A 24,348-nucleotide genomic window follows, 5' to 3' on the forward strand; every position below is an offset into this window, starting at 1 on the left:
ATCACAGCCCTTCTTTTCCGTTGCCGCATCGAACAGCAAACGCGGCATGCCTGCCACACCGTCCTCCGCTCGCCCGATACGAAAAATAGCGTTTTCCGCCGTCGCATACGGTGCATACCCCAGCATCTGCGATTCGGCGCTCGTCTACGCCGAGCGAGGTCAATCCGCAGCGTAACGCCGCCGAAAGCGAAACGTGGCGATCGTCGGTCAGGACGCTCGACCCGAATTCGTTCGCAAAACGGCAAGCGAGGTCTTCGCCCACCTCGAAATGGCACGCATGGATATGCGGGCCGATATAGACGTTGAGACAAGACGGCTCGACGTCGTCCCTCTCGCAGACGCGCTTCGCGGCGGATTCGGCGATACGCGCCATCACGCCTCGCCAGCCTGCATGCACGACGGCGAAGGTGCGACGCGGAGAAACCACGATGACCGGCACGCAATCGGCGAAGCAGAGCATGGCCCCCACTTCGTCGCAAGACACGATCACTCCATCGGCTCCATCCTGCGCGCGCAGGGCAACGTCGGCACAATCGGCGCGGTTCTCGCATGCGGCCATCACATCTCCGTGAACCTGTTTCGGAACGATAACCGCATCTTCCCGCATACCGAAAGCACGGAAGAGCTTTTGCCTGTTCAACCTCACGCATTTGGGATCGTCTTGAACATGATCGCCCAGATTGAGCGAATCGTAAGGAGGTTCGCTTTCGCCTCCTGTGCGCTGGGTAAAGCCGACGCGCACGCCGAAAGCCGCGTTCAGCTCGTCGTCGGTAAGAACGACGCATGAAGAAAAGCGACCCTCGGCAAGCCGAGGATACGGCAAATCGAGGGTCGCTGAATCATGCGTTTTCACGCATTCGGTCATAAGCGATGCCTATCGGCTTAGCGACGACGAAGGAAATCGGGGATGTACTCTTCGTCCGCGATGCGCGTGGAGGCGGCATTTGCCGACGTGGCAACCGGAGACGTGGGATGGCTCTGGTTGGACGTGTACGTATCACGCGCCGGCGCCGTGGAGGCGAAAAGATCGTTTCGAGCGTTGTCGAAGTCCATGACGGCCTGCGTGGTGCGAGAGAAGCCCGTGGCAATAATGGTGATGCGCACCTGGTCGCCCAGTCCCTCGTCGATAATCTGGCCGTAGATGATGTTGGCGTCTTCGTCGACAACGGCTTCCATGGCGCGAGCCGCTGCATCGACCTCGGCGAGCGTAAGGTCGGGACCGCCCGCGATGGAGAACAGAACGCGGCTTGCGCCCTGGATGGATGCCTCAAGCAGGTTGGAGTTGATAGCCTGGGTCGCAGCATCGAGCGCACGGTTCTCGCCGGTGCCGTAGCCGATGCCCATCATTGCCGTGCCCGCATCCTTCATGACGGTGCGGATGTCGGCAAAGTCGAGGTTAATGAGACCAGGAATGGTGATCAGGTCGGTAACGCCCTGAATGCCCTGACGCAGCGTATCGTCGGCGATGCGGAACGCATCGAGCATGGAGGTCTTCTTGTCGATGACTTCGAGGAGTCGGTCGTTGGGGATGACGATGAGCGTATCCACCTTCTGGGAGAGCAGATCGCAGCCCTGCTCTGCCTGATTGCGACGCAGACGACCTTCGAAACCGAACGGCTTGGTGACGACGCCGACCGTAAGAGCGCCGATTTCCTCGCGTGCAATTTCCGCGACAACGGGAGCAGCACCCGTGCCCGTGCCACCGCCTTCGCCAGCGGTCACGAAGACCATATCGGCCTCGGCCAGTGCCTCGCGAATCTCAGCGCGAGACTCTTCTGCCGCCTGGCAGCCGATCTCGGGATTTGCACCGGCGCCGAGGCCGCGCGTCAATTCCTCGCCGATATGAATGGTCTTATCGGCGGAGGAAAGCAGAAGAGCCTGCTTGTCGGTGTTCACGGCAATGAACTCCACGCCCTTCAGTCCGGCCTCGACCATGCGATTGACGGCGTTCGTTCCGCCGCCGCCGACACCTACGACCTTGATGACGGCCAGGTGCTCAGAACCAATAGTTTTAGGCATCATATCCTCCATGCGTGCTACATTTCCAGCTGCGTTTGTCTGCATCGCTTCTTATTCAAACGGTATATCAAGCCATTTTGAAAGCATGACAGGTCTACTTTACACGAACTCGCTTACATTGCAAGAACCCGAAGGAGCGCAAGAAAGCACCTTCGCCGAAGTCCCACAATATCACGGCCGCAGAAGACTCGCTGCCGAAGCGGCGAGCGGCAAAGGCTAAGCGGTGCGCCACGTGGGGCTTGCGACCACACGAACGTTGATATAGGAAACCGTACCGGGATTGTCCGCCATGATCTGCAGGCAGACCCGTTCCTTGTCGCGGATATCGTCGGCTGATCCAAACGCTATCTGCACGTTCGAGTCGAGCGTGATGGTGGTGTTTTCCGCCGATGTCGCGGAAACCGTTTTCACCTGGTCTTTCAGCTCGGTAGTCAGCCCCGTCACAATCTCAAGCGCGTTGATGATGCTCTCGTCGGAACATTGCAAGCCCACCTCGGGCTTAACGCCGTACGCCACGTCCTTAATACTCAAGACGTTCGCCTTGTCCTCATAGATCTTCGGGCTGATCTTCGACGCCGCCTCGGTGCCCTCTTCGGGAATCATGCAAAGCCATATGCCATCTTCAGAGATGGCCCAAGTCTGCAAAGACTGGCCCTCGTCCACGCTCACCTCGACCGTGGCGCCTATTTTGCGCTCGGTCACGTTCAGGTTGAGGGTGTCAGGGAAAACGCGCTGCACGTCGACGTCGGCAACCCACGCATCGCGCATGACGCCGCTTTTCACCGCCCCCGTATCGACGCGAAGAAGCGTCGTATCGCTCGGGACGTTCGCAAGCTGCGTCATCTCCTCCGACGTGAGGTGCTCGACCCCCGATACGGTAAGCTGCTTGATGGAAAAAAGGCTCGACCAGTAAACGCCGAAGCATGTCGCGGCGAGAACGGCAACGAGGCAAAGCAACACGATGGCCTTCGTCATATGGGCCCGATACGTTCTATGGACGCGTTCGTCGCGCATCCCCTGCGCAAGAGAGCCAACCTTAACCGTGGATACGCGCGGCTGGGCGCTGCCGTATCCGCCCTGGGCGCCGAAACGCTGCGTCGGCCTGCCGTAAGAGCGCGAAGAGCGCGCGGACCCGCGCGGAATATCGACCTGCGGCCCTCTCTGCCTTGAGGAAACGCGGGGTGTGGGACGGTTGTTACGCGAAACCAAGGAAACGCACCTCCGGGACCAATTCTATGCCATAGCGCTGCCCCACCGCGTCCTGAACGGCATGGATGAGGGCAAGCACCTCAACGGCGCGCGCCCCTCCCCTGTTGACGATGAAGTTCGCATGCAGCTCGGAAATCTGCGCGGCACCGCACGTTGCGCCCTTCAGCCCTACGTTCTCTATCAGGCGGCCCACCGACTCCCGTTCGGGATTACGAAAGACGCTTCCGCACGAAGGCATCGAAAGCGGCTGCGTTTTGCGACGGCGAGAAAGCGCGGTCTCCATTTTGACGCGAATCGCCTCCTTATCGCCCTCGTTCGTCGAAAGCTCGCATTCCAGCACAATTTCATCATACGGAAACGACGTCTCACGATAGCCCCACGAGACGTCTGAGGCGTTGTAGCGCCTGAGGCCCTGCCCGGGACGAAGCGAGGTTATCGACAAGACCCGGCTTCCGATGTATTCGTGGCTCGTGCCCGCATTCATGCGCAAGGCGCCGCCGACCGTTCCTGGCGTGCCGACCGCGAATTCGAATCCCGCGCGACCGCGCGAGAAGGCCTCGCGAACAACCCGCGACAGACGGCATCCGGCGCCGACGGAAAAGGTCTGCGTCTGTTCGTTGAAGACGCACGCGTTGAATTCCGCTCCGAGCACCACGACGGCGCCCTCGAAGCCCTCGTCGCTCACCAAGAGGTTGCTTCCCTTGCCCACGGCAATCCACGGAATGCCGCAACAGCGCAGCAATTCCGTAACGTCCACGAGAGAGCCGAGCGTATCCGCCTGGATGAAATAACGCGCAGGACCCCCGATGCGGTAGGTGGTATGGCGGCTCATTGGTTCGTTTTCGAGCACGATGCCTTTGAAGCGATCGCCCAGTTCATATTCGATAAAAGACACGCCGCGCATCTCCTAGCGCTGCTCGAGCGCGCGCACGATCCGAGGGCCGAACGAAGTGATATCGCCCGCCCCCATCGTAATGAGCAAATCGCCCGGACGAACCGCGTCGAGAACGGCTTCGACCGTTTCGTCTTTCGAAGGCACGTATGCGGCCTTTCCAGCATCGCCCAAAGCGTTGACGCAATCGACGATAGTCTGCCCGCTTACGCCTTCGATGGGGTCTTCACCCGCCGAATAGACGTCCATGACCATCAAGGCGTCGGCGCGGTCGAACGCATGCGCAAACTCTTTCGCGAGCGTTTGCGTGCGAGTGTAGCGATGAGGCTGGAACAAGACCACGACACGGTCGAACGAAAGAGCCTTCGCGGCCTCGATCGTCGCGGCGACTTCCGTGGGATGATGAGCGTAGTCATCGACGACCGTGACGCCGGCGGCTTCTCCCACCAGGTCGAACCGACGGCGGACGCCGGAATAGCCCGCCAGTCCCTCGGCGGCGCGCGAAACGTCTTCCCCCAAGGCCCATATGACGCTCAGCACGCCGGCGGCATTAAGGGCGTTGTGGCGACCGGGGTTTTTCGCCAGGCGGCACTGAACGGAAAGTCCGTCGGAGAACGCCAACGTGAACAACGTCGCTATCCCCTCCGTGCGGTAATCAAGCACGCGCGTATCGCAGGAAGCGTCGAACCCGTATGTGACCACGCGCTTTCCCGTGCTACGGGCAAGATCGACGAGGGCGGAATCTTCGCCGCATGCGACGATTGCCCCCTGATCGGGAACGGAAGACATAAAGCGCGCGAACGTCTCGCGAATCTCCTCGATACCGCCCACATAATGGTCGAGATGGTCAGCCTCCACATTGGTCACAAGAGCGACGTAAGGAGAAAGGTTCAGGAAAGAGCCGTCGCTTTCATCCGCTTCGACCACGTAGTACTCGCCCTCTCCCGACACCGCGTTCGTCTGATACGCATCGACGATGCCGCCCACCACGAACGTCGGAGAAAGGCCCAGGGCATCTGTGGCCGTGGCGAGCATGGAAGACGTCGTGGTCTTGCCGTGCGTGCCGGCGGCGGCGAGCGTCTTTTTGCCGCGGCCAAGCTCGGCGAGCATGCGGGCGCGCTGCCACACCTCTATGCCACGCTCGCGGGCGGCGGCAAGCTCGGGATTCGTTTCGGGAATGGCCGTAGAGACAACAACGACGTCGCAGTCAGACGGAAGGTTGGCGGCATCATGGCCGACAAAGACGGGAATGCCCGCTTGGACGAGCTGCTCGGTATAGCGAGAAGACTTCATATCCGAACCGCTCACCCGCATGCCGGAATCGGAAGCGACGCGGGCGATGCCGCTCATGCCCACTCCGCCGACGCCGATAAAATGAACGCATTTCGTTTCAGAGCTCATCAAGACTCCCCCTTAAGTCTATCGGAAAAGATATCTATCGTGAAAACGTGCGATTACGCACGCGCGCAACGGCATACTACTTCCGCCAGTTTAGCAGCGGCGTCCTGCGTTTCAAATCCGCCCGCAGCCTTGCGCATGGCGGCGCGCACCGATTCATCCTCGATCAGCGCGAAGAGCTTTTCGGAGAATTCCTCGCTATCGAGCGCATCGTCGGGCAGCATAAAGGCAGCACCGCTTGCCACGTACGCCTTGGCGTTCGTGGTCTGATGGTCCTCGGTGGCGTAGGGAAACGGCACGAGCAGCGCAGGAAGGCCCAGGGCCGAGATTTCCGCCAAAGACGTGGCCCCCGCGCGAGAAATAGCGCAGTCCGCCGCCGCAAGTGTTTCGGGCATCCGGTCCTGATACGCCATAACGGTCCAGCGGCGAGATTCCTCCTCCGACAAAGCCAGGCATTCAACCACGGAATCGTATTCCTTCGGACCCGTGATATGAACGATATAGAGGTCATCGACGGCGAGAAGCCGGCTTTTCAGGTTGCATACCGCCTGGTTGATATGGCGAGCGCCGAGGCTTCCGCCGAAAACAACGAGCATCGTCGCATCTTCCGGAACGCCCAGCATAAGACGACCCTCTGCACGCGTCGCAGAAGCGATGGATGCGCGCACAGGGTTGCCGGTGACCACGAGCTTCGATGCGTCGGCGACGTCTTTTCCCGCCACTTCGTAGGTAAGGGCCACCGAAGCCGCCCGTTTGGCGAGAAACTTGTTCGCCATGCCCATGACGGAATTCTGTTCATGCACGACAACCGGCACGCCGAGAGATTCCGCCGCAAGGCCTACGGGAATGCACACATATCCCCCGAATCCCACCACGACATCGGGCGAGATTTCCTTCATCCAGCGTTTCGCCTTGCGCGCGGACCCCAGTATCTTCAACGTGGAGGTCACAAGCGTCCAGGGAGCCTGGCGATCGAAACCCGCAGCTTCGAAGGGAACGAACGTTATGCCTGCCTGGGCCACAAGACGGGCCTCCACTCCCGTCGGCGTTCCCGCGAAGACAACCTCGTGACCCCGGTCGCGCAAGACGTCGGCCAGCGCAAGCGCCGGATTGATGTGGCCGGCGGTCCCTCCGCCGGAAAGAACGACCTTCATCGTCTGCTCCTTTCAGAAACGCCCTCTCTGCCCTTTGTTCCATTGCGCGGCGTACGCTCGCGGCCCCTCTCCTCGCGAGCCCGCACGGCATCGCGCGACCGACGCTCGGAACGAGACGAGGGAGATACGCGCGCCGGATTCGCAGAACGTCCGCCCCGAGAGGGACGCGTCGGAACCGCCGCGCGAACGCGCTGCGCACGAGAACGAAGGCCGCCTCCGCGCGAATTCTTCTTATCGTCCTCGCTCGCGCCCCGCGCCCTCGGCCGCTGGTCATCGACCCTGATGACGTTCAGGTCGTTGCGTCGGCGCTCATGAGGGGTCAGCGTATTCGAGCCGACCGAGACCGACATGATCAGGCCGACCATAAACAGCGACGCAAGAATCGAAGACCCGCCCGAAGAGATGAACGGAAGCGGCTTGCCCGTTGTGGGAAGAAGCCCCGTCGCGCAAGCCATGTTCAAAAACGCCTGGGCCACAAGCATAACCGTGAGGGATCCCGCCATCATGCAGCCGAAGTTGTCCGGAGCGTGATGGGCGATGCGCAATCCCGCGAAGAGCACCACCATGAACAGGGCTATCACGAAAAGCGCGCCGATAAGACCGAGTTCCTCTCCGATAATGGAAAAGATGAAGTCCGTCTCCGCTTCGGGCAGATACAAAAACTTCTCCCGCGAATTGCCCAGGCCGACACCGAAGATGCCGCCTTCGGCAAAGGCGTAAAACGACCTGATCATCTGATACCCAGTGCCGTAGCCCCCTTCGCCGTCGTCCCAAGGATTCAGCCATACGCTGATGCGGTCGGAGCGGTAGCCCGCCAGGCCGATAACGCCCACGACCCCGACTACGACAACCAAAGGAATAAGGCGCTTCATGGGAAACTCGCCAAGCCACATCGCCGTAAGAATGCCTACGAGAATGATAGCCGCCGAGCCCATGTCGGACTGAGTCTTGTACAAAAACGCAACCGGCAAGACGACGAGCACCACCGACGAGGCGATCGCCTGCTTCGTGTCCGTGAACTCGTTGCGGAAGTCGTAGAGCACCTTGGCTGCGGCCAATACGATGGCTATCTTGGCGAACTCCGTGGGCTGCAAGCTAAAGCCGCCAATAAGAATCCATCGCTTCGCGCCGAGAATCTCGGTGCCGACGAAGGGAACCGCCAGCAGCAGCAAAGCGCACACGCCCCAAGTCAGCCGAAACCCCAAGCCGCCCTTCCACACATGGTAGGGAATGAACTTCGCGATGATGAATGCTCCGATTGCGCCTGCAACCGCGAAAAGAGCCTGTTTGCCCACGTAGGAGAAGATACTGTCGCCCTGGCTAATGGTTTCGACGGTAGAGGCGGAAAACACCATGACCAGGCCTACGAGCACAAGCAGAAACGAAGCGACCACCAAAAGCACGCGCGGCATCATGATATCGGCCGGCACGCCGCGCGCATCGGCCTGACGGCGCATCCGATCGGGCTCGTCGTGCCGTTTTTCGCTATGTGTGTTCAACCGAGACAACGTCTGCTCGACCCCTATCGCGCGTGCTGAGCGCGAAAGTCGACGAGCTGCTTGAAAACGCGGCCGCGGTGTTCGAAGGAGTCGAATTCGTCAAACGACGCACACGCAGGAGAAAGCACGACCGAATTGCCCGGCTGCGCGAGCGCAATCGCCCTGTCGAGCGCATCTTCCATATGGTCGGCAAGCTCGACGGGAATATCGAGAGGAGACAGCGCCTCGAAGAAACGCTGCCCCGCAGCGCCGAAACAAACTATCGCGCGGCAGACGGAAGCGGCCTCGACGAGCTCGTCGAGCTCGGTGCCTTTGTCATGGCCCCCAAGCAGGAAAATGGCGCTTCCCTTCGGGAAGGCCGACAAAGCCTTACAGGTGGCGTCGACGTTCGTGGCCTTGGAATCGTCGAAAAACGAGACCCCTGCGATATCCCCGCAGGGTTCAAGACGATGCTCAAGTGGTTTGAACGAGCGCAAACCGCGACGGACGACCTCCGGTGCAACGCCCGCTGCAAGGGCCGCGCTCGCCGCAGCAAGAGCATTGCTCGCGTTGTGCTCGCCTTTGATATGCAGGCTCGAGGCGGCCACCAGGTCAACGGATTCGCCTTTGTAGTCCACATGCAACATGCCGTCGGAAAGCCATGCCGCGTTCTCGGACCCGCACGCGTCTATCATGCTGCAATCCAGACCGGCGCCGCAGCCTAGGGGTATGTAGGAAAAACCCCGTTCAGTTTTCTCTTTGAATTCTTTGACGCAGGCGCGCGTGACATCGCACACTGCATCGATAACCAAGGTGCCGTGCGTATCGTCCAGATGGCGGTAGATGTTCTTCTTCGCCTCCGCGTATGCGTCAAACGTCATGTGCCAGTACAGGTGGTCGGGCGTGATGTTGAGCAGCACGGCGACCTGAGGAGCGAACAGATCCATCGAAGCGAGCTGGAACGAACTTACCTCGGCAACATAGACGTCGGCCGCGTCAGAAGCGACGGATTCGATGCAGGTCGTTCCGATATTACCGACGGCAGCGACGCGCTTTCCCGCCGTTTCCAGAATGTGCGTGATCAGGGTAGTCGTGGTGGTCTTGCCGTTCGTCCCCGTGACGGCAATCCAAGAGGAATCAGCACGGCTTTCGCGCCATGCGAACTCGACCTCGCTGATGACGGATGCGCTCGCCTCCGCAGCATTCTCGTAAAAACGCGAGAACTGGGATATGCCGGGGCTTGCCACGCAAAGATCGTAGCGCTCATCGAACGTATAGCGATCGAAGTAGACCTTGACGCCCGCCTTCTCGCAGTCCTTGGCGAAGGCAAGAGCCGATTCATTGTGCTCGCCCGCAGCAATCGTCAGGCTCGAAACGCGGGTGCCGAGAAGATCGAGGCAGTATTGGGCAACGGCACGGCCGCTTTTTCCCAAACCAAGAATCAATACGTCGCCAAGCGACGCGAACGCAGCCTTGCGGCCGTCGATATACACGTTGTCCATTGCCGTTCCTTTCCAGAAAAGAGAATCATCGCAAGCGCCGTTGCCAGCGATGCGTCAAAGGCTGCCACCGGCGCCTTAGAGCCCCATGGCTCCCATGACCATAGGCTGAATGAACCACAGAACGAATCCCGTCGCAGCAAGGACGCCCGAGACAATCCAGAAGCGAATAACCACCTTCGTCTCGCTCCATCCTTTCTTCTCGAAATGATGGTGCAGCGGAGCCATCAGGAACAGACGCTTCTTGGTCTTTTTGTAATACAGCACCTGCATCATGACCGACAGAGCCTCGGCGACGAACAGGCCGCCGATGATAACCGAGTAGACTTCGGTCTTGGTGATCATGGCGATGCAGCCGAGCGCGGCGCCGAGCGCAAGCGAGCCCGTATCGCCCATGAATATATCGGCGGGATAGGCGTTGAACCAAAGGAACCCCACGCATGCTCCGGCTATGGTGGCCCCGAAGACGGACATGGGAAGCATATCCATGCGGTATGCGATACCGGCCATGACCAGCATGACCACCATCACCGTGCCCGCAGCAAGACCGTCGAGGCCGTCAGTCAGATTGACCGCATTGCTCAACCCGCCGAGCAGAATCAAGCTGAACAGCACATACAACCACGGAATTTTAAAACCGCCCTCGACGAAATCGCACGGAATAACCGTCGTCAGGACGCCGAGGTCGATTGCGGGAAGAAACGGAATCTGAACCGTGGGTTCGACCCCCATGAAATTCACCACGACCAGCGTGAAGATTCCGAAAACCGAGAACTGCCCGATCAGCTTGCCTTTCGGCGTCAAGCCCAAAGAGCGTTCGTGGATGACCTTCGAAGCGTCATCGAAAAGACCAAGCGCTCCGATCAAGAGCACCGCCACAAGCGAGACGATAAATTGCGGAGACGGCGCCACCACCAGCAAAACCGTGATAACCACCGCGATGATCATGATAACGCCGCCCATCGTGGGGGTTCCCTGCTTCACCAGGTGGCTCTGCGGTCCATCGGCGCGGACCTGCTGGCCGATATGGGTACGCGTCAAAAGCCTGATCCAAGCCGGCATCATCACCATGGTGATGGCTGCGGCAAGAATGAAGCCGAGAAACACCTGAAAAGTGGGGTAGGCCGAAAACAGACTGCTAAGCATTATTCGAGAATCCCTTCAACAACGCGATCGAGATGCATATAGTGCGAGGCTTTCACCAAAACGACGTCGGCACGGCCAAGCGTCCCCTGGAGCTCGAGAATGGCGGCAGACGCATCCGGGACGCATGCAATGCGATCTTCGGGCAAGCCGGCATCGCGCGCGCCTTCGGCGATGGATCCGGACAGCTCTCCGACGCATACGAGCTTATCGACGTCGGCCTGCGCCGCGGCACGACCTGCCGCTTCGTGCCCTTCAAGGCTCGCAGAGCCGAGCTCGCCCATGTCGCCGAGAACGGCAATTTTCCGACCGGAGGTTTTGTAGGAGGCAAGCATCGAAAGCGACGCCACCATACTTGCAGGACTCGCGTTGTACGAGTCGTCGAACACGACGGCGCCCGAGGATGCGCGCTTGACTTCTTGGCGTCCCGCTTCGGGCTCGGCATCCGCCAACGCGCATGCGACGCTCTCGAGGGAAAGACCGCATGCAAGACCTATCGCGGCGGCTCCGCATGCGTTCGAAACGTTGTGGATTCCACGCAGACCGAGAGCGCATGGCACCGATTGTTCGTCAGAGCAAGAATCGAAACCCCGTGCGCACAACGTGAAATGCGGGCGCCCTTCGTCATCGACCGATATGTCCTTCGCCCAAACGGCCCGAGCTCCAGCGGCGCCAGGGACGGCCCCGGTGCCGTCGAAAAGGATTGTTTCGACCCCCCGCTCGTCGAGTCGACCGAGTTCGCACACGAAATCAGCCATGTCGTCCGCATTGTTCACGAAGGCCTTGCCGCCTTCCGGCAACGCCTCGAACAGCTCCGCTTTTGCGCGGGCGATATTCTCGCGCGTGCCAAGACGCTCCAGATGGGAAACGCCGACGTTGTTGATCAGGCCCATATCGGGACGGGCGAACGAGCAGATATGGGCAATCTGGCCTAGATCGTCCATCCCCATCTCGACGATGAGCATCTCGCAATCGGAATCGGCGGAAAGCACGGTATACGGCGCGCCGAGTTCGTTGTTGAAGTTTCCTTTCGTTGCGCACGTTTTGAAGTGCGACGAGAGGATCTGGCGTGTCAGGCTTTTCGTGGTGGTTTTGCCCACCGACCCCGTGATCGCGACGACTGTGGCGGAAATCATGCTACGCCACGCCGAAGCGAGCGCGGTGATAGATTCGGCAACGTCGTCCACTACGATGATGCCAGCGCCCGCCTTGCGGGCGACTTCGCGCGTACGCTCGTCAGGGACGCGTCCCGCAAGGGCGAGCATCGCCCCTCCTTCTATGGCGCAAGCTATGAAATCGTTGCCGTCAACCCGTTCTCCGGGCAGGGCTGCATACAGACAATCCGCGAAAACCTCGCGTGAATCCCATGTCAATCCAAGCAAATCGTGCGCGACATCCGCCGGAGCGACGACGAGGTCTCCCCCTACGATATCTTGGATGCTCGTTGTGTTCAGTCTCATCTCGATGCTTTCTTCCAGGCTACGCGCGACAACGCAATCAATCGCTCTGCACTACGCGGTAGCGGCTTATTGCCTCGGTCATTATATCCTTAAACACTTCGGTGGTATTTCGCTCGTACGGAACCTCGTTCACACCGACAAAACATACCAACGGGGTCGATGCGTCGGGCAGCACGCCGACGAAGCTGAGGTTGTAAGAGCTCTTCGCATACACGCCCGTGTCCTCATCGACATATTCCGCCGTGCCCGTCTTGCCGGCGACGCGATACCCGTCTATCGCCGCGCCCGTACCCGTGCCTTCCTCGACGACGGTCTCCAGCATGCTGATCATGGGGTCGATCGCGGCGGTGTTCTCGACGATTTGCTCCGTGTCGTATTGCAGCGTCTCTCCGATCTGAGGCTTCGATATCAGGAAATGCGGGGTGCAGGCGACGCCGTTGTTGACAAGGGCGCCGTAGAATCGCGCCATCTGCAACGGCGTCGTGGAAATGCCCTGTCCGAACGTAACGTTGTACTTCGTGATGAGCGGCCATGTATCCACGTCGGGAGACAGGTAGCCCGCAGCTTCGCCGGGGTAGTCTATCCCCGTCTGCCCGTTCAGCCCGTACGATACGATCTTGTCATATAAGGGCCTGAACCCCAGGTAGTTCTCCACCAACAGCGACGTGCCTATGTTGGAGGAGTCCTGGATAACATAGCGAGCCGTCATGGTCATGTCGCCTCGTTCGTGCGCATCCGTGATGACGTATTCATCGGCAGAAAGCTCCGCGGGAGCAAATATCGTCGTATCAGGAGTGACGACCCCCGCCTCGAGCATGGCCATCATGGAAGCCGTCTTGAACGTCGATCCCGGCTCGTAAGCCTGCGTCACAGTTTTGAGCGAATCCGACCCCACCTCCGAATCCGAAGGGTTGGAAGGGTCGAAATAAGGCGTCGAGGCGATGGCGAGCAACTCTCCGGTGGAGGCGTCCATGAGCACAGCTCGGCCGTCTTCGCCTTCTATAGTGCTCACGCCCTCGGCAAGCCTTTTTTCAAGATAGCTCTGCATGTCGATATCGATAGACACCACGATATCCTGCCCGTCGACCGCCGGCTCGTCGACTTCGGTGCCTCCCGGAATAGGAATGCCTCCCCCTCCTTGCTGAACGACAAGCTTCCCAGGGGTGCCCTTCAAGATATCGTCGTAATACAGCTCAAGGCCCGATACGCCCTCGTCATCAACGTTGACGAATCCAAGCACTTGCCCCGCTACTTTCCCGTAGGGATAGACGCGTTTCGTATCCTCTATATAGTAGATGCCCACGATGCCTTCGCTCTTCAGAGCCTCCGCTGCATCCATATCAGCCTTACGCTTCAGATAGACGAACGTCGTGTCCTGCTTGAGCAGCTCGGCGTATTCGTCCGCATCCCCACCCAAGGCGCTCGCCACAGCCTCGGCAGCGGAAGAGACGTCCTCTATCTCTTTCGGGTTGGCGTATATCGTCATGGCGTCGACGCTTGTCGCGAGCACATTGCCGTTGCGATCGTAAATCGTGCCGCGATGGGGCGAGATGTTCACGCTGAGTGTGCGGGAGTCGGCCGCAGCCTGGCTGAACTCCGGACCTTTTATCACTTGAAGATACACAAGCCTTGCGAGCAGGCATAACACTATGAAAATGAAAATAAACAGCAAGATTGAAAGACGGCTCGAATTCGAGCCGTCATGAGAGGTGTGAGGTGTTTGGCGAAAGCTACGCTCAGACATACGTTTATCCTTGATTCTCCAAAGCGGCAATGCTGCCGGACAAAGACAGATTGCCCGCCTCGTCGGTGGCTACGACGTCCGCCCCGAGCACGACCGCGACCGTCTTCTCGGGAGGCGTGACTCCAAGGCTTGCCGCCTCCACGCGAATATGCGTCGAATTGGAAAGGCGGCTCTGCTGAACCTCGAGGTCGCTTCCGTAGGAACGGGCGTTCTCGATTTGGGTGCTAAGCCTGTTCGCTTCGATGGACGTCGTGATGCTCGCCGCAGAAAGGCCTACCCGAACGCAGCAGACCATCGCGATAACCAGGGCGACGACGACGACCGCCTTTGCCGCTCCGATGATCGAAGACGGCAGCGTGGCAACGTCGGAAGACGCGCCCCGCCGTCCCGGAATCACCTCGAATTCAGTCTGCAAGCCGCGAGAAAGAGAGGGCGCGGAGCTACCGTAGAGATAGTCCTGCCTCGTGGACCGGTCGGTTCGTGCCTGCCGCATACCGGCCCCCTTTCATCGTGTAAGCTGCGTTTGGTCGGCGGTGCTTTATCGTATTTTTTCCGCGACACGAAGTTTCGCGCTTCGCGCCCGCGGATTGTTTTCAATCTCTTCCGCGCTTGGAAGAATGGGCTTGCGCGTCCTCACCTTGAGAACGGGGTTCGCCCCGCATGCGCATACCGGCAATCCGGGGGGGCAGGTGCATGTTCGCGCATGCTTCGCGAAAACTTCCTTAACCACCCTGTCTTCGAGAGAATGGTAGCTGATCACGAGAATGCGGCCTCCAGGGTTAAGCCATCTAACCGCCGCTTCCAGCCCCTTTCTCAGAACCGAAAGCTCCGAGTTCACTTCGATGCGCAAGGCCTGAAACGTCCTCTTGGCCGGATGGCCTCCCGCGCGGCGTGCCGATGCGGGAATGGCGGCCTTGATGATTTCGACAAGCTGCGAACTCGTCTCGATCGGTGCGTGCTCGCGAGACTCGACGATAAACTGGGCGATGCGACTGGCCCATTTTTCGTCTGAGTAATCGCGGATGACCCGGGTGAGCTCTGATGCGTCTAAGGTGTTTATGAGCTCTGCTGCGGTTACGGTTTGTTTGCCCGGATCCATCCTCATGTCCAACGGGGAATCTTCCTTGAAGGAGAAGCCCCTCGACGGGAAATCAAGCTGGGGAGAAGAGACGCCTAGGTCGAAAAGGAACGCATCGACCCCGGGGGTTTCGGCCTCGAGCAGCAATTCGTCGAGATTGCCGAAGTTGCCGCGTAGGAGCTCGATCTGAGGTGGTGTGTTTAATGCGAGATTTCTCAGTCGGGCCCCTGCGGCGGCGAGCGCCATCTCGTCTTGGTCGATGCCGATAAGTACGCCATCCGAACCAAGCCGTTGTGCTACTTCGGAAGAATGCCCTGCGCCGCCAAGCGTTGCATCCACGAACGTATAGTGCGTTTTGAGGTTCGATTGTTCGAGGCACTCGGAGAGCAGGACAGGGATGTGCCGATATTCTTTTGTCACTTCTTCCACGTTAAGACTCCTTACGAGAACAGCAGTTCATCGAGATCGATGCTGCTCTGGAATTCATCCCAACGCACGGCATCCCAGATCTCAAAATGGTCGGTATTGCCCACAAGAACCGCGTCTTTTTCCAGAGACGCCATCTCGCGCTGTTTCGCGACAAGGGTTATACGACCCACGGCGTCGATCTTCGCAGGCATTGCGCTGGCATTGAGCTTGGTGCGCAGCATGACATGCATTCGATCGCCGGGATTGTAGCCGCCCTTCTTCTCGAACAAGGCGTCTTGCCATGCCTCGAACGCTTCGACGGTGTACACGGACAGAAAGCCGGTTTTCACATTGGGAACGACCACCAACTGGGTGTCTTCGGTCAGGCCTTTGCGAAGAGCCGCAGGAAGAGACAAGCGCCCTTTTGCGTCGATCTTATGACGGTATTCGCCGAATAGACCCGACACGCACATCTCCTTCTGAATTCTCCACCCCTGAACCGATGAGCGACATTCTATCCCACTTTCTCCCACTCCGCAATAAAGCCCTCCCACAATGCGCCCTATTTCGGGCATTTTCAACACATGCACACCACCCTTGCATGCATATGCTTTCCTCGAAATTACATATTGGGTAACAAAAAGCCCGCAACACCATATATAGTGTTGCGGGCCCCGTGGGACAAAGTGGAGGAACTATGGGCGCGCCGCCGATGCACCGCAAGTCACATCTTCGGGCGCCGTTTCGCTCTCGGATGGCAAGCGAGGTATTCTTCGCGCATATGAACGTGCGAAACGTGCGTGTATATCTGCGTCGTAGCGATGTCGGAATGACCGAGGATTTCTTGGATGGTGCGCAGATCGGCGCCGCCTTCGAGCATATGGGTCGCAAACGAGTGACGCAGCGTATGCGGATGAAGGCCCTTGATGCCTGCCGCCTGTCCCCATCGAGCGACGATCGCATGCACGCTTTGCCTCGATATCCTCGATCCGCGCGCGTTCAGAAACATCGCCGCATCGCCCGGAGAACGACGCGCCAAAACGGGGCGCGCTTCGTCGAGGTAGCGAGCAAGGATCTGCGCCGCCATGCCTCCCAAGGGGGCGATTCGCTCTTTCGAACCCTTTCCTCTGACACGCACGAAGCCTTCGTCGAAAAACACATCGCCCCTATCCATACCGACGAGCTCGCTTACCCGCAAGCCGCAACCGTATAGGACCTCCAGGATGGCGCGGTCTCTCAGGCCTATTTCGTCCGCCCGCATATCCTGGTCGAGAACCCTGTTCACCGCATCTATCGAAAGCACGTCGGGAAGACGCAGAGGAACCTTCGGCAGCGCGATTCCGATGCTTGGATCGGCCGGACTTAGGCCCTCTCGCACCATGAAGCGATGAAAGCCCTTCACGGCCGAAACGTGGCGCTCCCTGCTCGAAGGGGCGTATCCGCGCTCGAGCAGATCGCCCTCGAATGCGAGGATATCGTCGCACGACGCGCTGAGGCAATCGGCGCCACGGCGCGCAAGGAAAGACTCGTAATCGCGCAGGTCGCAGGCGTAAGAGCGAACCGTGAGCGGCGAAGCGCCCTTTTCCACCGAAAGAAAGGAGAGGTATTCCCCTATCGCGTCATAGGTGCGCCCGGATGCGACCTCTCCCTCCGAACGCCCCAGCGAGCTCTCCGTCGCCATAGAACCTTCGCCTCGCTTTCTGCTGCTCGCGTCGCAACCATGCAATCCACGGTCCGTCTTCCTGCTCCTCCGTTTGCATCGGCGAAGCGTCATTGCCCAAATTAACCCGATCGAAACCCCCGCAATGCGGCGAAGGCCCGTAGTGGGCTATAATTCCTCTGTTCGACTATATTTCATACGTCATGGTTTCAATCGGACGGCCAAGCCGCCCAGTTTTGAAAGGGGCCAGAACCACTCATGCGCATCGGATTCGACAACGACAAGTACATCGCACTGCAGGCTGAGCACATCCGCAACCGTATAGACCAGTTCGGCGGCAAGCTCTACCTCGAGTTCGGCGGCAAGCTTTTCGACGACCACCACGCCGCACGCGTGCTGCCCGGGTTCGAGCCCGACTCCAAAATCCGCATGCTTCAAAGCCTCGTCGACGACGTCGAAATCATCATCACCATCAACGCGAACGACATCGAAAAGAACAAGGTCCGCGGCGACCTCGGCATCACGTATGACGAAGACTCCCTGCGCCTCATGGACATCTTCCGCAGCATGGGCTTTCTTGTAGGCGGCGTCGTCATCACGCACTACGCCAGCCAGCCTGCCGCCGACCTGTTCCGCCGCCGTCTGGAATCGCTCGGCATCACGTGCTATCTGCACTACCCCATCTCCGGATACCCCTACGACATCAACCACATCGTCAGCGACGAAGGGTACGGCAAAAACGAGTACATCAAGACGACGAAGCCGCTGGTTGTCGTCACCGCGCCCGGCCCTGGGTCGGGGAAGATGGCGACCTGCCTCTCCCAGCTATACCATGACCATAAGCGAGGCATAGACGCAGGTTATGCGAAATACGAGACTTTCCCCGTATGGAACCTGCCGCTCAACCATCCCGTCAATATCGCCTACGAAGCGGCAACAGTCGATTTGGACGACTCCAACATCATCGACCCCTTCCATCTTGAGGCATACGGCGTTTCCACGGTCAACTACAACCGAGACGTCGAAATCTTCCCCGTTCTCAAGGCGATGATGGAGCGTATCGCTGGATCGAGCCCGTACCAGTCCCCCACCGATATGGGCGTCAACATGGCCGGTCTCGCCATCACCGACGACGAAGTCGTCCGCGAAGCCGCCAAGATGGAAATTGTGCGCCGCTATTTCCAAACCGCCGTCGAAGCAAAACGTACGGGAGTCGGCGAAAAGAGCATTGAAAAGCTCGAGATGCTCATGAACCAGGCGGGGGTCACAAGCAGCTTCTCGCCGGCACGAAGCGCAGCCCTGCTCAAGGAGCAGACCACCGGCGCGCCCGCAGGCGCCATGGTACTGCCTGACGGACGGGTGATAACGGGCAAAACGTCCGATTTGCTCGGCGCAGCCTCTTCTTTGCTCATGAACGCCCTCAAAGCGGTCGCAGGCGTAGACGATGACCTGCTCATCATAAGCGACCAGGCCATTGAGCCGATTTGCCGCCTGAAGACCGACCGTCTGGCAAGCAAGAATCCCCGATTGCATTCCGACGAGACCCTGATTGCGCTCTCCATCAGCTCTGCGACCGACGATATCGCGGCGAAAGTCATCGAGCATGTGGGCGATTTGCGCGGATGCGACGCGTTCTTCTCGGTCATTATCTCCTCGACCGATGAGCGTCTGTACCGCAAACTCGGCATCAACGTGTGCTGCGAGCCTAAGTTCGAGCAGCACAGCTACTATCACAAATAGAAAAACGCCCCGCCGAAAAACAGCAAAAGGCCCGTACGCGGTTCACAGACTGCGTACGGGCCTTTGTCGTGCACGCTTTAACGAAAGCTCATTTCAAGTTGCGCACGGTTTGCATCATGGGGAAAAGAGCGGTGTCCTTACATCCTCCCAAGATGATCAGCGCTTAGATACATCCGCATAGTTTCATTAAGAGAAAAGAGCTCCTGCACCCCCTCCCTTATAGAGAAAGGTGCGCAGACCACCCGAAACTTGAGTTTTTCTCCCACGAAATCATGCAAGGTCCGCCCCGCTTTCGAAACGCATCGACAGCGCCGGCCCGAAGGTCGACGCGTGGCAAACGAGAAAGCCGGCAGACCTCGGCGATGCTAGGAGCGCTGATCGGCAAAGAACGTATGCGCCACAGCGCTGTAGAAGCCCTCGTTTTTGTAACGCAGAAGAATCGTGGGGTTATTGGACTTGCGAACCAGGATGCGATCGATGGGCTCTTCGAGCGTGATGAACTCGCCATCGACGAAATAGCTCGCCTCGCGGCTTTCCGGATTGCGGGACAAATCGATTTCCACGATATCGCTCGGGTCGGTCACGATAGAGCGGGACAGCAACGTATGGGGAGCCAACGGAACCACGACAAGACCTTTGAAATCGGGGGCTACCAGCGGGCCTCCAGCGGAAAGAGCATAGGCCGTCGACCCCGTTGCCGAAGCAACGACGAGTCCATCCCCTCGCATATCCACCAGATGATTGCCCGAGATATCCACGCCGAAATCGATAATACGGCCCAGGGTTCCGCGCGTGACGGAGAATTCGTTCAAAGCGAAGCGGCTCGCGACCACTTCTCCGTGGGCAATAAGATCGATATGCAGGCTTGCTCGCTCTTCCCTGACGACATCGCCCGCCAACGCCGCGGCAACAATGGCAACAACGCCGTCTTCGGAGGAATTGACCAAAAAACCCAGGTGTCCGAAGTTAATACCGAGAATAGGCACCCGCGTCTTGCCGACGAGGCGCGCCGTACGAAGCATGGTTCCATCCCCACCGAGAGAGACCACCATATCGAACGATGAAACATCTACATGCGAGCATGTGTCTTTCACCGACTCGATAGACAGCGGGATAGAGTCAAGTTCCTGATGAGCAACTCCCTGCGAATCGAGGTAAGCCGCCAAAAGCATGGATGCATCAAGAGCGGCCGCATTGGAGTTATTGCGAATAATCAGGATGTTCATAGTGCCTCGTTTCAAACGCTGGACGCGAAAAGGTATGATTGATGTCAACTTTTGCATTATACCCAAAGTCGAAAGCGTAGTATGAACGCCACGCATATTTCCACATCAGAAGACGATTCGATTTCTCCTTCGGAGGCCGCAGCGCAAACGCCGGCAAGCATCGGGTCATCTGCCGCCCTCATCAGCTTCTTCGTCATCATTTCGCGTATCACCGGTTTCATGCGCACCTGGGCCATGGCATTCGCCCTTGGATCCACGATGCTTGCCAGCTCGTACCAAGTGGCAAACAACCTGCCGAACATGCTCTACGAGCTCGTTATGGGCGGCATGCTCGTAACCGCGTTCCTTCCCGTCTACATGTCGGTGAAAGCAAAACTCGGCGACCGCGGCGGCAACGAATACGCCAGCAACATCATGAGCATCGCTTTCATCGTGCTTGGAGCCGTGGCGCTTGTCTGCACGATTTTCGCTCCCGCCCTGATCTTCACGCAAAGCTTCATGAACGACCAGAGCACCATGGATGATGCCATTTTCTTCTTCCGGTTCTTCGCGATTCAGATCGTCTTCTACGGACTCTCGTCAATCGTCAGCGGCCTGCTCAACGCTTCCCGAGACTATCTCTGGAGCAGCGCGGCCCCTATATTCAACAACATCATCGTGACCGCAACCTTCGTCCTCTACGCTTTCGTCGCTCCGCATGACAGCGAACTTGCGAAGCTTATCATCGCCGTCGGCAACCCCCTCGGAGTTTTCGTCCAGATGGCGATACAACTTCCGGCCCTGAAACGAAACGGAATAAAACTGCGCCTTCGCGTCGACCTTCGCGACCCCGCCCTGAAAGAAACGCTCGCCATAGGCGTTCCGGCCATTCTCGTCATGTGCGCGGGACTCGTAGTGGTCTCGATTCAGAACGCAGCCGCATACGGTGCCCTTGACAACGGGCCGTCGATCATCGCCTACGCACGCCTGTGGTTCACCCTTCCCTATGCGTTTCTCACCGTGCCCATCACGACCGCCATGTTCACCGAGATATCCGAGATGCACGCCAACGGCAACACGAGAGGGTTCAAACGCGGCATTATCTCGGGCACGAATCAGATCGTCTTTTTCATGGTCCCCTTCGCCTTGTACCTCATCGTCTTCGCCGAGCCCCTCGTGACGCTCTATCACATCGGCGCTTTCACCGAAGACAACATATCGCAAATCGCCCTCTATCTGGCCGCGCTCGCGCTTTCCCTGCCGTTTTATGGAATCAACACGTATCTTCAAAAAGTGTTTTCCGCCATGCGCATCATGGGTCGCTACGCCGTGATGATGGTGGCTTGCATCGCCTTTCAAATCGGCTTCATTGCAATCTTCGCCACGGGAATAGGCGGGCCGCTTAACATCGGCATGCCGGCGATTGCGCTGAGCGAAACGGCATACTACCTTGTCCTGGACATCGTCTGCTTCGTCTATCTCCGCGAAACGATGGGCGCGCTCGGATTAAAAAGCACCGTTATCTCGTTTTTGAGGTCTTTCCTTCTGGGCCTTCTTGGCGCATCCGTCGGGGCACTCGTCGTCACGGGGCTCTCGGCAACCATCGCCCCCTTGAACGGCTCCATCCCGAATGCCCTGATATGCATCTTCTGCGGCGGTTTGCTTGCACTCATCGTGACATTCGGTCTTGCCATAAAGCTGAAGCTCAGCGAGGCATCCATGGTTTCCTCTCTTATCGAGAAAGTGGCACGACGCTTCAAACGAAAGACCGCAGAGCTTCCTGCCGGCGACGATGAAGCAGCCCTTGATTCGGCTTCGGCAAACGCCGATACGCATGACAATACCCAGCATCTCGGTGCGTCCTCCGCGCAAAACAACGACGTCGTGGCGCGGCATCATGGAGTCGAAGCCTCTGCAGAAGACCTCGACTCTGAAGTCGTGCTTCCCCTCGGAAAGCATGCGGCACGTCCACGAGATGCGCACGATGCATCGCCTCTGGAGCGAGGACGCCATGCCGCCGCGCGCAACAGCGCGCAGGCTTCTGACGCCGCACCCTTGCGCCAAAGAGGAAGACACGCCTCTCCCGCCAAGGCTCACGGACTTCATGCAACCGTCAAGGCTCCAAGCTCGTTTTCCACCGAAACGGAATTCGGCCGCCACGCCGCATTGCCCGCCGAAACACGCGAAAACAGCTCCGCCGTCGAAAGCCCAACGCATGCAATAAGCGAAGCCTCTCGACGCACGAGCCCCTCTGGCGGCCCAAAGCACGCTCGGACCGCCGAACGCGACGCAGGGCGAAAAAACGGCCCTCGTCACGCGAAATAACCCTTCTTCAGCTTAGAGCCCCCGAAATACGCTCCCACGCATCAAAAAGCCCTGCTCTTTCAAGGAGCAGGGCTTTCCTTAAGTCATAATTCGCTCTTGCGTCCATTCATGCTTCTAAGGCCGCACGAATGCATCCGGCATACGGCTACTTTCCTACAGGACGCTTGAAATTCGGCTCGGTCGTAAGAACGACGGGGCCTTCTTCGGTAATTGCTACCGTCTTCTCAAAATGGGCGCTCGGCTTGCCGTCGCGCGTACACACAAGCCATCCGTCGGGCATCTGGCGGGTCTTGTGCGTACCCATATTGATCATAGGCTCAATTGCCAAAACCATTCCGGGCTCAAGAAGAATACCGTGATGGCGGCGTCCGTAATTGGGAACGTTCGGATCCTCATGCATATTACGGCCAATGCCGTGGCCGACGTATTCGCGCACCACGCCGTACCCTTCCGCTTCAGCAATAGACTGAACTGCGAAGCCGATATCACCGAGATGGTTGCCGGGTCGAGCTGCGTCCAGTCCTGCCCACATGCACTTCTCAGTAACGTCGAGCAGCTTCTTCACCTCAGGAGAGACATTGCCCACCGGAAAAGTCCAGGCGTTATCCCCCACCCAGCCATCAACCGTCGCTCCGGTGTCGATGGAGATGATATCGCCTTCTTTTAGAATGACGTCCGCCGCCGGAATACCATGGACGATTTGGTCGTTGACCGAGGCGCAAATGCTCCCGGGAAATCCACCATAGCCCTTGAACGCAGGAATGCCTCCTTCCAGACGGATAAGGGTTTCAGCCAAGCGATCGAGCTCAAGCGTAGAGACGCCCGGTTCCACACGAGCCCCCACTTCCCGCAAAACCTTTGCAGAAATGCGACCCGCTTCTTTCATCGCCTCAATTTCAGCAGGGCTTTTCTTGATAATCATGTGCGCTCTCTTTCGTATGCAGTTTCTTGGTAACTCGGCTATTCTAGCACAGGCGATTCTTCCATTGTGAACCGTAGGAAACTTTCAAAGAAGAGGGCCGGTCGGAAAACGAAAGGCTACAAAGGATTCGATTCTAGCCACGCGCGCTCAACCACAACAGCCACTTGCTGATCATATATTGGCGCTTGGAAACACCGCTCCCCTTCAAAATGAAAAAGGACCCGCAAGCGGGTCCTTTCCATGTAAGGTAACGTGTCGCTATTCAGCAGAAGCGAAATTGCGGGACACGGAAGAGTCGACGGCAATGCCAGGACCCATGGTGGAAGAGACGGTGATGGACTTGAGGTACTTGCCCTTCGCCGCAGAAGGCTTCATGCGAACGATTTCGTCATAAACAGCACCGTAGTTCTCAGCAAGCTTCTCAGCTTCGAAGCTGACCTTGCCGATGATGACATGAGCAATGCCATAACGGTCAGCACGATACTCGACCTTGCCGCCCTTGAGCTCGTTGATAGCCTTGGTGACGTCGGGAGTAACGGTGCCGAGCTTGGGGTTCGGCATAAGACCGCGAGGGCCGAGGATCTTACCAAGTCGGCCGACCTTGCCCATCATGTCGGGGGTAGCGACGGTAGCATCAAAGTCGATGTTGCCTGCCTGGATTTCCGCAACCAGGTCGTCGGAACCGACGATTTCTGCGCCAGCTTCTTTGGCGGCCTCGGCAGCAGCGCCTTCGGCGAAAACAGCAACGCGAACTTCCTTGCCGGAACCGTTCGGCAGGGAGACCATGCCGCGGAGCTGCTGGTCTGCCTGACGGGTGTCGATGCCAAGGCGGAAGTGGACTTCGACGGTCTCGTCGAACTTAGCGGAAGAAACTTCCTTGACGAGGGACAGAGCCTCGAAAGGAGCATAGAACTTGCCTGCTTCGATCTTTTCAGCAGCAAGCTTCTGGTTCTTCGTGAGTTTCATGTAAAAATCCTTTCGTGGTAATTACGGGTAGCAGAAAAACCACCCTTC

General features: G+C 58.6%; 20 protein-coding genes. 2 read left to right on the forward strand and 18 right to left on the reverse strand.

The genetic code is table 11. From position 1 onward, the window contains the following. Position 1: 1 nt before the first annotated feature. The 15 genes from HMPREF9451_RS05470 to xerD all read right to left on the reverse strand — a co-directional run bounded on the left by HMPREF9451_RS05470 (position 2) and on the right by xerD (position 17,163). Positions 2 to 865 (reverse strand): purine nucleoside phosphorylase YfiH/LACC1 family protein, encoded by an 864-nt coding sequence (locus HMPREF9451_RS05470; RefSeq protein ID WP_009139302.1) that lies wholly within the window; start codon positions 863 to 865, stop codon positions 2 to 4. Positions 866 to 882: 17 nt separating this feature from the next. Next, on the reverse strand, positions 883 to 2,019 hold the full coding sequence (ftsZ, locus tag HMPREF9451_RS05475; protein ID WP_009139303.1) for a cell division protein FtsZ: 1,137 nt from the start codon (positions 2,017 to 2,019) through the stop codon (positions 883 to 885). Positions 2,020 to 2,235: 216 nt separating this feature from the next. Further along, complete coding sequence (locus HMPREF9451_RS05480; RefSeq protein ID WP_009139304.1) at positions 2,236 to 3,228, reverse strand: cell division protein FtsQ/DivIB; 993 nt, start codon at positions 3,226 to 3,228, stop codon at positions 2,236 to 2,238. Further along, positions 3,215 to 4,132: a UDP-N-acetylmuramate dehydrogenase gene (gene murB / locus HMPREF9451_RS05485; RefSeq protein WP_051000971.1), complete on the reverse strand. Its 918-nt coding sequence runs from the start codon at positions 4,130 to 4,132 to the stop codon at positions 3,215 to 3,217. The genes HMPREF9451_RS05480 and murB overlap by 14 nt, the downstream gene beginning before the upstream one ends. 3 nt (positions 4,133 to 4,135) lie before the next feature. Then, positions 4,136 to 5,521 carry a UDP-N-acetylmuramate--L-alanine ligase gene (gene murC, locus HMPREF9451_RS05490; protein ID WP_009139306.1) on the reverse strand — a complete coding sequence of 462 codons (1,386 nt, stop codon included), beginning with the start codon at positions 5,519 to 5,521 and terminating at the stop codon, positions 4,136 to 4,138. Between the two features lie 53 nt (positions 5,522 to 5,574). Continuing rightward, positions 5,575 to 6,672, reverse strand: coding sequence for an undecaprenyldiphospho-muramoylpentapeptide beta-N-acetylglucosaminyltransferase (gene murG / locus HMPREF9451_RS05495; protein WP_009139307.1), 1,098 nt, complete (start codon positions 6,670 to 6,672; stop codon positions 5,575 to 5,577). Beyond that, on the reverse strand, positions 6,669 to 8,129 hold the full coding sequence (locus HMPREF9451_RS05500) for an FtsW/RodA/SpoVE family cell cycle protein (RefSeq protein ID WP_009139308.1): 1,461 nt from the start codon (positions 8,127 to 8,129) through the stop codon (positions 6,669 to 6,671). The genes murG and HMPREF9451_RS05500 overlap by 4 nt, the downstream gene beginning before the upstream one ends. 65 nt (positions 8,130 to 8,194) lie before the next feature. After that, the gene (murD, locus tag HMPREF9451_RS05505; protein WP_009139309.1) at positions 8,195 to 9,652 is read right to left on the reverse strand and encodes a UDP-N-acetylmuramoyl-L-alanine--D-glutamate ligase; all 1,458 of its coding nucleotides are present in this window, start codon (positions 9,650 to 9,652) and stop codon (positions 8,195 to 8,197) included. Positions 9,653 to 9,727: 75 nt separating this feature from the next. Next, positions 9,728 to 10,795: a phospho-N-acetylmuramoyl-pentapeptide-transferase gene (mraY, locus tag HMPREF9451_RS05510; RefSeq protein ID WP_009139310.1), complete on the reverse strand. Its 1,068-nt coding sequence runs from the start codon at positions 10,793 to 10,795 to the stop codon at positions 9,728 to 9,730. Further along, the gene (locus HMPREF9451_RS05515; protein ID WP_040626080.1) at positions 10,795 to 12,252 is read right to left on the reverse strand and encodes a UDP-N-acetylmuramoyl-tripeptide--D-alanyl-D-alanine ligase; all 1,458 of its coding nucleotides are present in this window, start codon (positions 12,250 to 12,252) and stop codon (positions 10,795 to 10,797) included. The genes mraY and HMPREF9451_RS05515 overlap by 1 nt, the downstream gene beginning before the upstream one ends. 37 nt (positions 12,253 to 12,289) lie before the next feature. Beyond that, positions 12,290 to 13,996 (reverse strand): peptidoglycan D,D-transpeptidase FtsI family protein, encoded by a 1,707-nt coding sequence (locus tag HMPREF9451_RS05520; protein ID WP_009139312.1) that lies wholly within the window; start codon positions 13,994 to 13,996, stop codon positions 12,290 to 12,292. Positions 13,997 to 14,000: 4 nt separating this feature from the next. Further along, positions 14,001 to 14,489, reverse strand: a complete 489-nt coding sequence (locus HMPREF9451_RS05525) for a hypothetical protein (protein ID WP_009139313.1) — start codon at positions 14,487 to 14,489, stop codon at positions 14,001 to 14,003. Positions 14,490 to 14,534: 45 nt separating this feature from the next. After that, entirely contained in the window at positions 14,535 to 15,494 is a 960-nt protein-coding gene (gene rsmH / locus HMPREF9451_RS05530) for a 16S rRNA (cytosine(1402)-N(4))-methyltransferase RsmH (RefSeq protein WP_040626568.1), read from the reverse strand. Positions 15,495 to 15,514: 20 nt separating this feature from the next. Next, positions 15,515 to 15,949: a division/cell wall cluster transcriptional repressor MraZ gene (locus HMPREF9451_RS05535; RefSeq protein WP_009139315.1), complete on the reverse strand. Its 435-nt coding sequence runs from the start codon at positions 15,947 to 15,949 to the stop codon at positions 15,515 to 15,517. Between the two features lie 257 nt (positions 15,950 to 16,206). After that, on the reverse strand, positions 16,207 to 17,163 hold the full coding sequence (gene xerD / locus HMPREF9451_RS05540; RefSeq protein ID WP_009139316.1) for a site-specific tyrosine recombinase XerD: 957 nt from the start codon (positions 17,161 to 17,163) through the stop codon (positions 16,207 to 16,209). Positions 17,164 to 17,400: 237 nt separating this feature from the next. Here xerD and HMPREF9451_RS05545 point away from each other — a divergent pair, with 237 nt between their 5' ends. Then, entirely contained in the window at positions 17,401 to 18,882 is a 1,482-nt protein-coding gene (locus HMPREF9451_RS05545; RefSeq protein ID WP_009139317.1) for a DUF1846 domain-containing protein, read from the forward strand. Between the two features lie 365 nt (positions 18,883 to 19,247). Here the strand turns inward: HMPREF9451_RS05545 and HMPREF9451_RS05550 are convergent, their stop codons facing one another. Beyond that, the gene (locus HMPREF9451_RS05550; RefSeq protein ID WP_009139318.1) at positions 19,248 to 20,108 is read right to left on the reverse strand and encodes an NAD(+)/NADH kinase; all 861 of its coding nucleotides are present in this window, start codon (positions 20,106 to 20,108) and stop codon (positions 19,248 to 19,250) included. 81 nt (positions 20,109 to 20,189) lie between these two features. Here HMPREF9451_RS05550 and HMPREF9451_RS05555 point away from each other — a divergent pair, with 81 nt between their 5' ends. Further along, a complete protein-coding gene (locus HMPREF9451_RS05555; RefSeq protein WP_009139319.1) occupies positions 20,190 to 22,412 on the forward strand; it encodes a murein biosynthesis integral membrane protein MurJ in 2,223 nt (740 codons plus the stop codon). Between the two features lie 145 nt (positions 22,413 to 22,557). Here the strand turns inward: HMPREF9451_RS05555 and map are convergent, their stop codons facing one another. Then, a complete protein-coding gene (map, locus tag HMPREF9451_RS05560) occupies positions 22,558 to 23,334 on the reverse strand; it encodes a type I methionyl aminopeptidase (protein ID WP_009139320.1) in 777 nt (258 codons plus the stop codon). A gap of 258 nt (positions 23,335 to 23,592) precedes the next feature. After that, the gene (rplA, locus tag HMPREF9451_RS05565; protein WP_009139321.1) at positions 23,593 to 24,300 is read right to left on the reverse strand and encodes a 50S ribosomal protein L1; all 708 of its coding nucleotides are present in this window, start codon (positions 24,298 to 24,300) and stop codon (positions 23,593 to 23,595) included. Between the last annotated feature and the right edge of the window lie 48 nt (positions 24,301 to 24,348).

The organism is Slackia piriformis YIT 12062 (genome assembly GCF_000296445.1).
Taxonomy (GTDB): Bacteria; Actinomycetota; Coriobacteriia; order Coriobacteriales; family Eggerthellaceae; genus Slackia; species Slackia piriformis.

Excerpts from the sequence above, each read along its gene's own strand:
- HMPREF9451_RS05550 (WP_009139318.1), bottom strand. The coding sequence starts at position 20,108 with ATGAACATCCTGATTATTCGCAATAACTCCAATGCGGCCGCTCTTGAT.
- murC (WP_009139306.1), bottom strand. The coding sequence starts at position 5,521 with ATGAGCTCTGAAACGAAATGCGTTCATTTTATCGGCGTCGGCGGAGTG.
- HMPREF9451_RS05470 (WP_009139302.1), bottom strand. The coding sequence starts at position 865 with ATGACCGAATGCGTGAAAACGCATGATTCAGCGACCCTCGATTTGCCG.
- murG (WP_009139307.1), bottom strand. The coding sequence starts at position 6,672 with ATGAAGGTCGTTCTTTCCGGCGGAGGGACCGCCGGCCACATCAATCCG.
- HMPREF9451_RS05545 (WP_009139317.1), top strand. The coding sequence starts at position 17,401 with ATGCGCATCGGATTCGACAACGACAAGTACATCGCACTGCAGGCTGAG.
- map (WP_009139320.1), bottom strand. The coding sequence starts at position 23,334 with ATGATTATCAAGAAAAGCCCTGCTGAAATTGAGGCGATGAAAGAAGCG.
- murB (WP_051000971.1), bottom strand. The coding sequence starts at position 4,132 with ATGCGCGGCGTGTCTTTTATCGAATATGAACTGGGCGATCGCTTCAAA.
- ftsZ (WP_009139303.1), bottom strand. The coding sequence starts at position 2,019 with ATGCCTAAAACTATTGGTTCTGAGCACCTGGCCGTCATCAAGGTCGTA.
- xerD (WP_009139316.1), bottom strand. The coding sequence starts at position 17,163 with ATGGCGACGGAGAGCTCGCTGGGGCGTTCGGAGGGAGAGGTCGCATCC.
- rplA (WP_009139321.1), bottom strand. The coding sequence starts at position 24,300 with ATGAAACTCACGAAGAACCAGAAGCTTGCTGCTGAAAAGATCGAAGCA.
- HMPREF9451_RS05520 (WP_009139312.1), bottom strand. The coding sequence starts at position 13,996 with ATGTCTGAGCGTAGCTTTCGCCAAACACCTCACACCTCTCATGACGGC.
- HMPREF9451_RS05525 (WP_009139313.1), bottom strand. The coding sequence starts at position 14,489 with ATGCGGCAGGCACGAACCGACCGGTCCACGAGGCAGGACTATCTCTAC.
- HMPREF9451_RS05515 (WP_040626080.1), bottom strand. The coding sequence starts at position 12,252 with ATGAGACTGAACACAACGAGCATCCAAGATATCGTAGGGGGAGACCTC.
- mraY (WP_009139310.1), bottom strand. The coding sequence starts at position 10,795 with ATGCTTAGCAGTCTGTTTTCGGCCTACCCCACTTTTCAGGTGTTTCTC.
- murD (WP_009139309.1), bottom strand. The coding sequence starts at position 9,652 with ATGGACAACGTGTATATCGACGGCCGCAAGGCTGCGTTCGCGTCGCTT.
- HMPREF9451_RS05500 (WP_009139308.1), bottom strand. The coding sequence starts at position 8,129 with ATGCGCCGTCAGGCCGATGCGCGCGGCGTGCCGGCCGATATCATGATG.
- HMPREF9451_RS05555 (WP_009139319.1), top strand. The coding sequence starts at position 20,190 with ATGAACGCCACGCATATTTCCACATCAGAAGACGATTCGATTTCTCCT.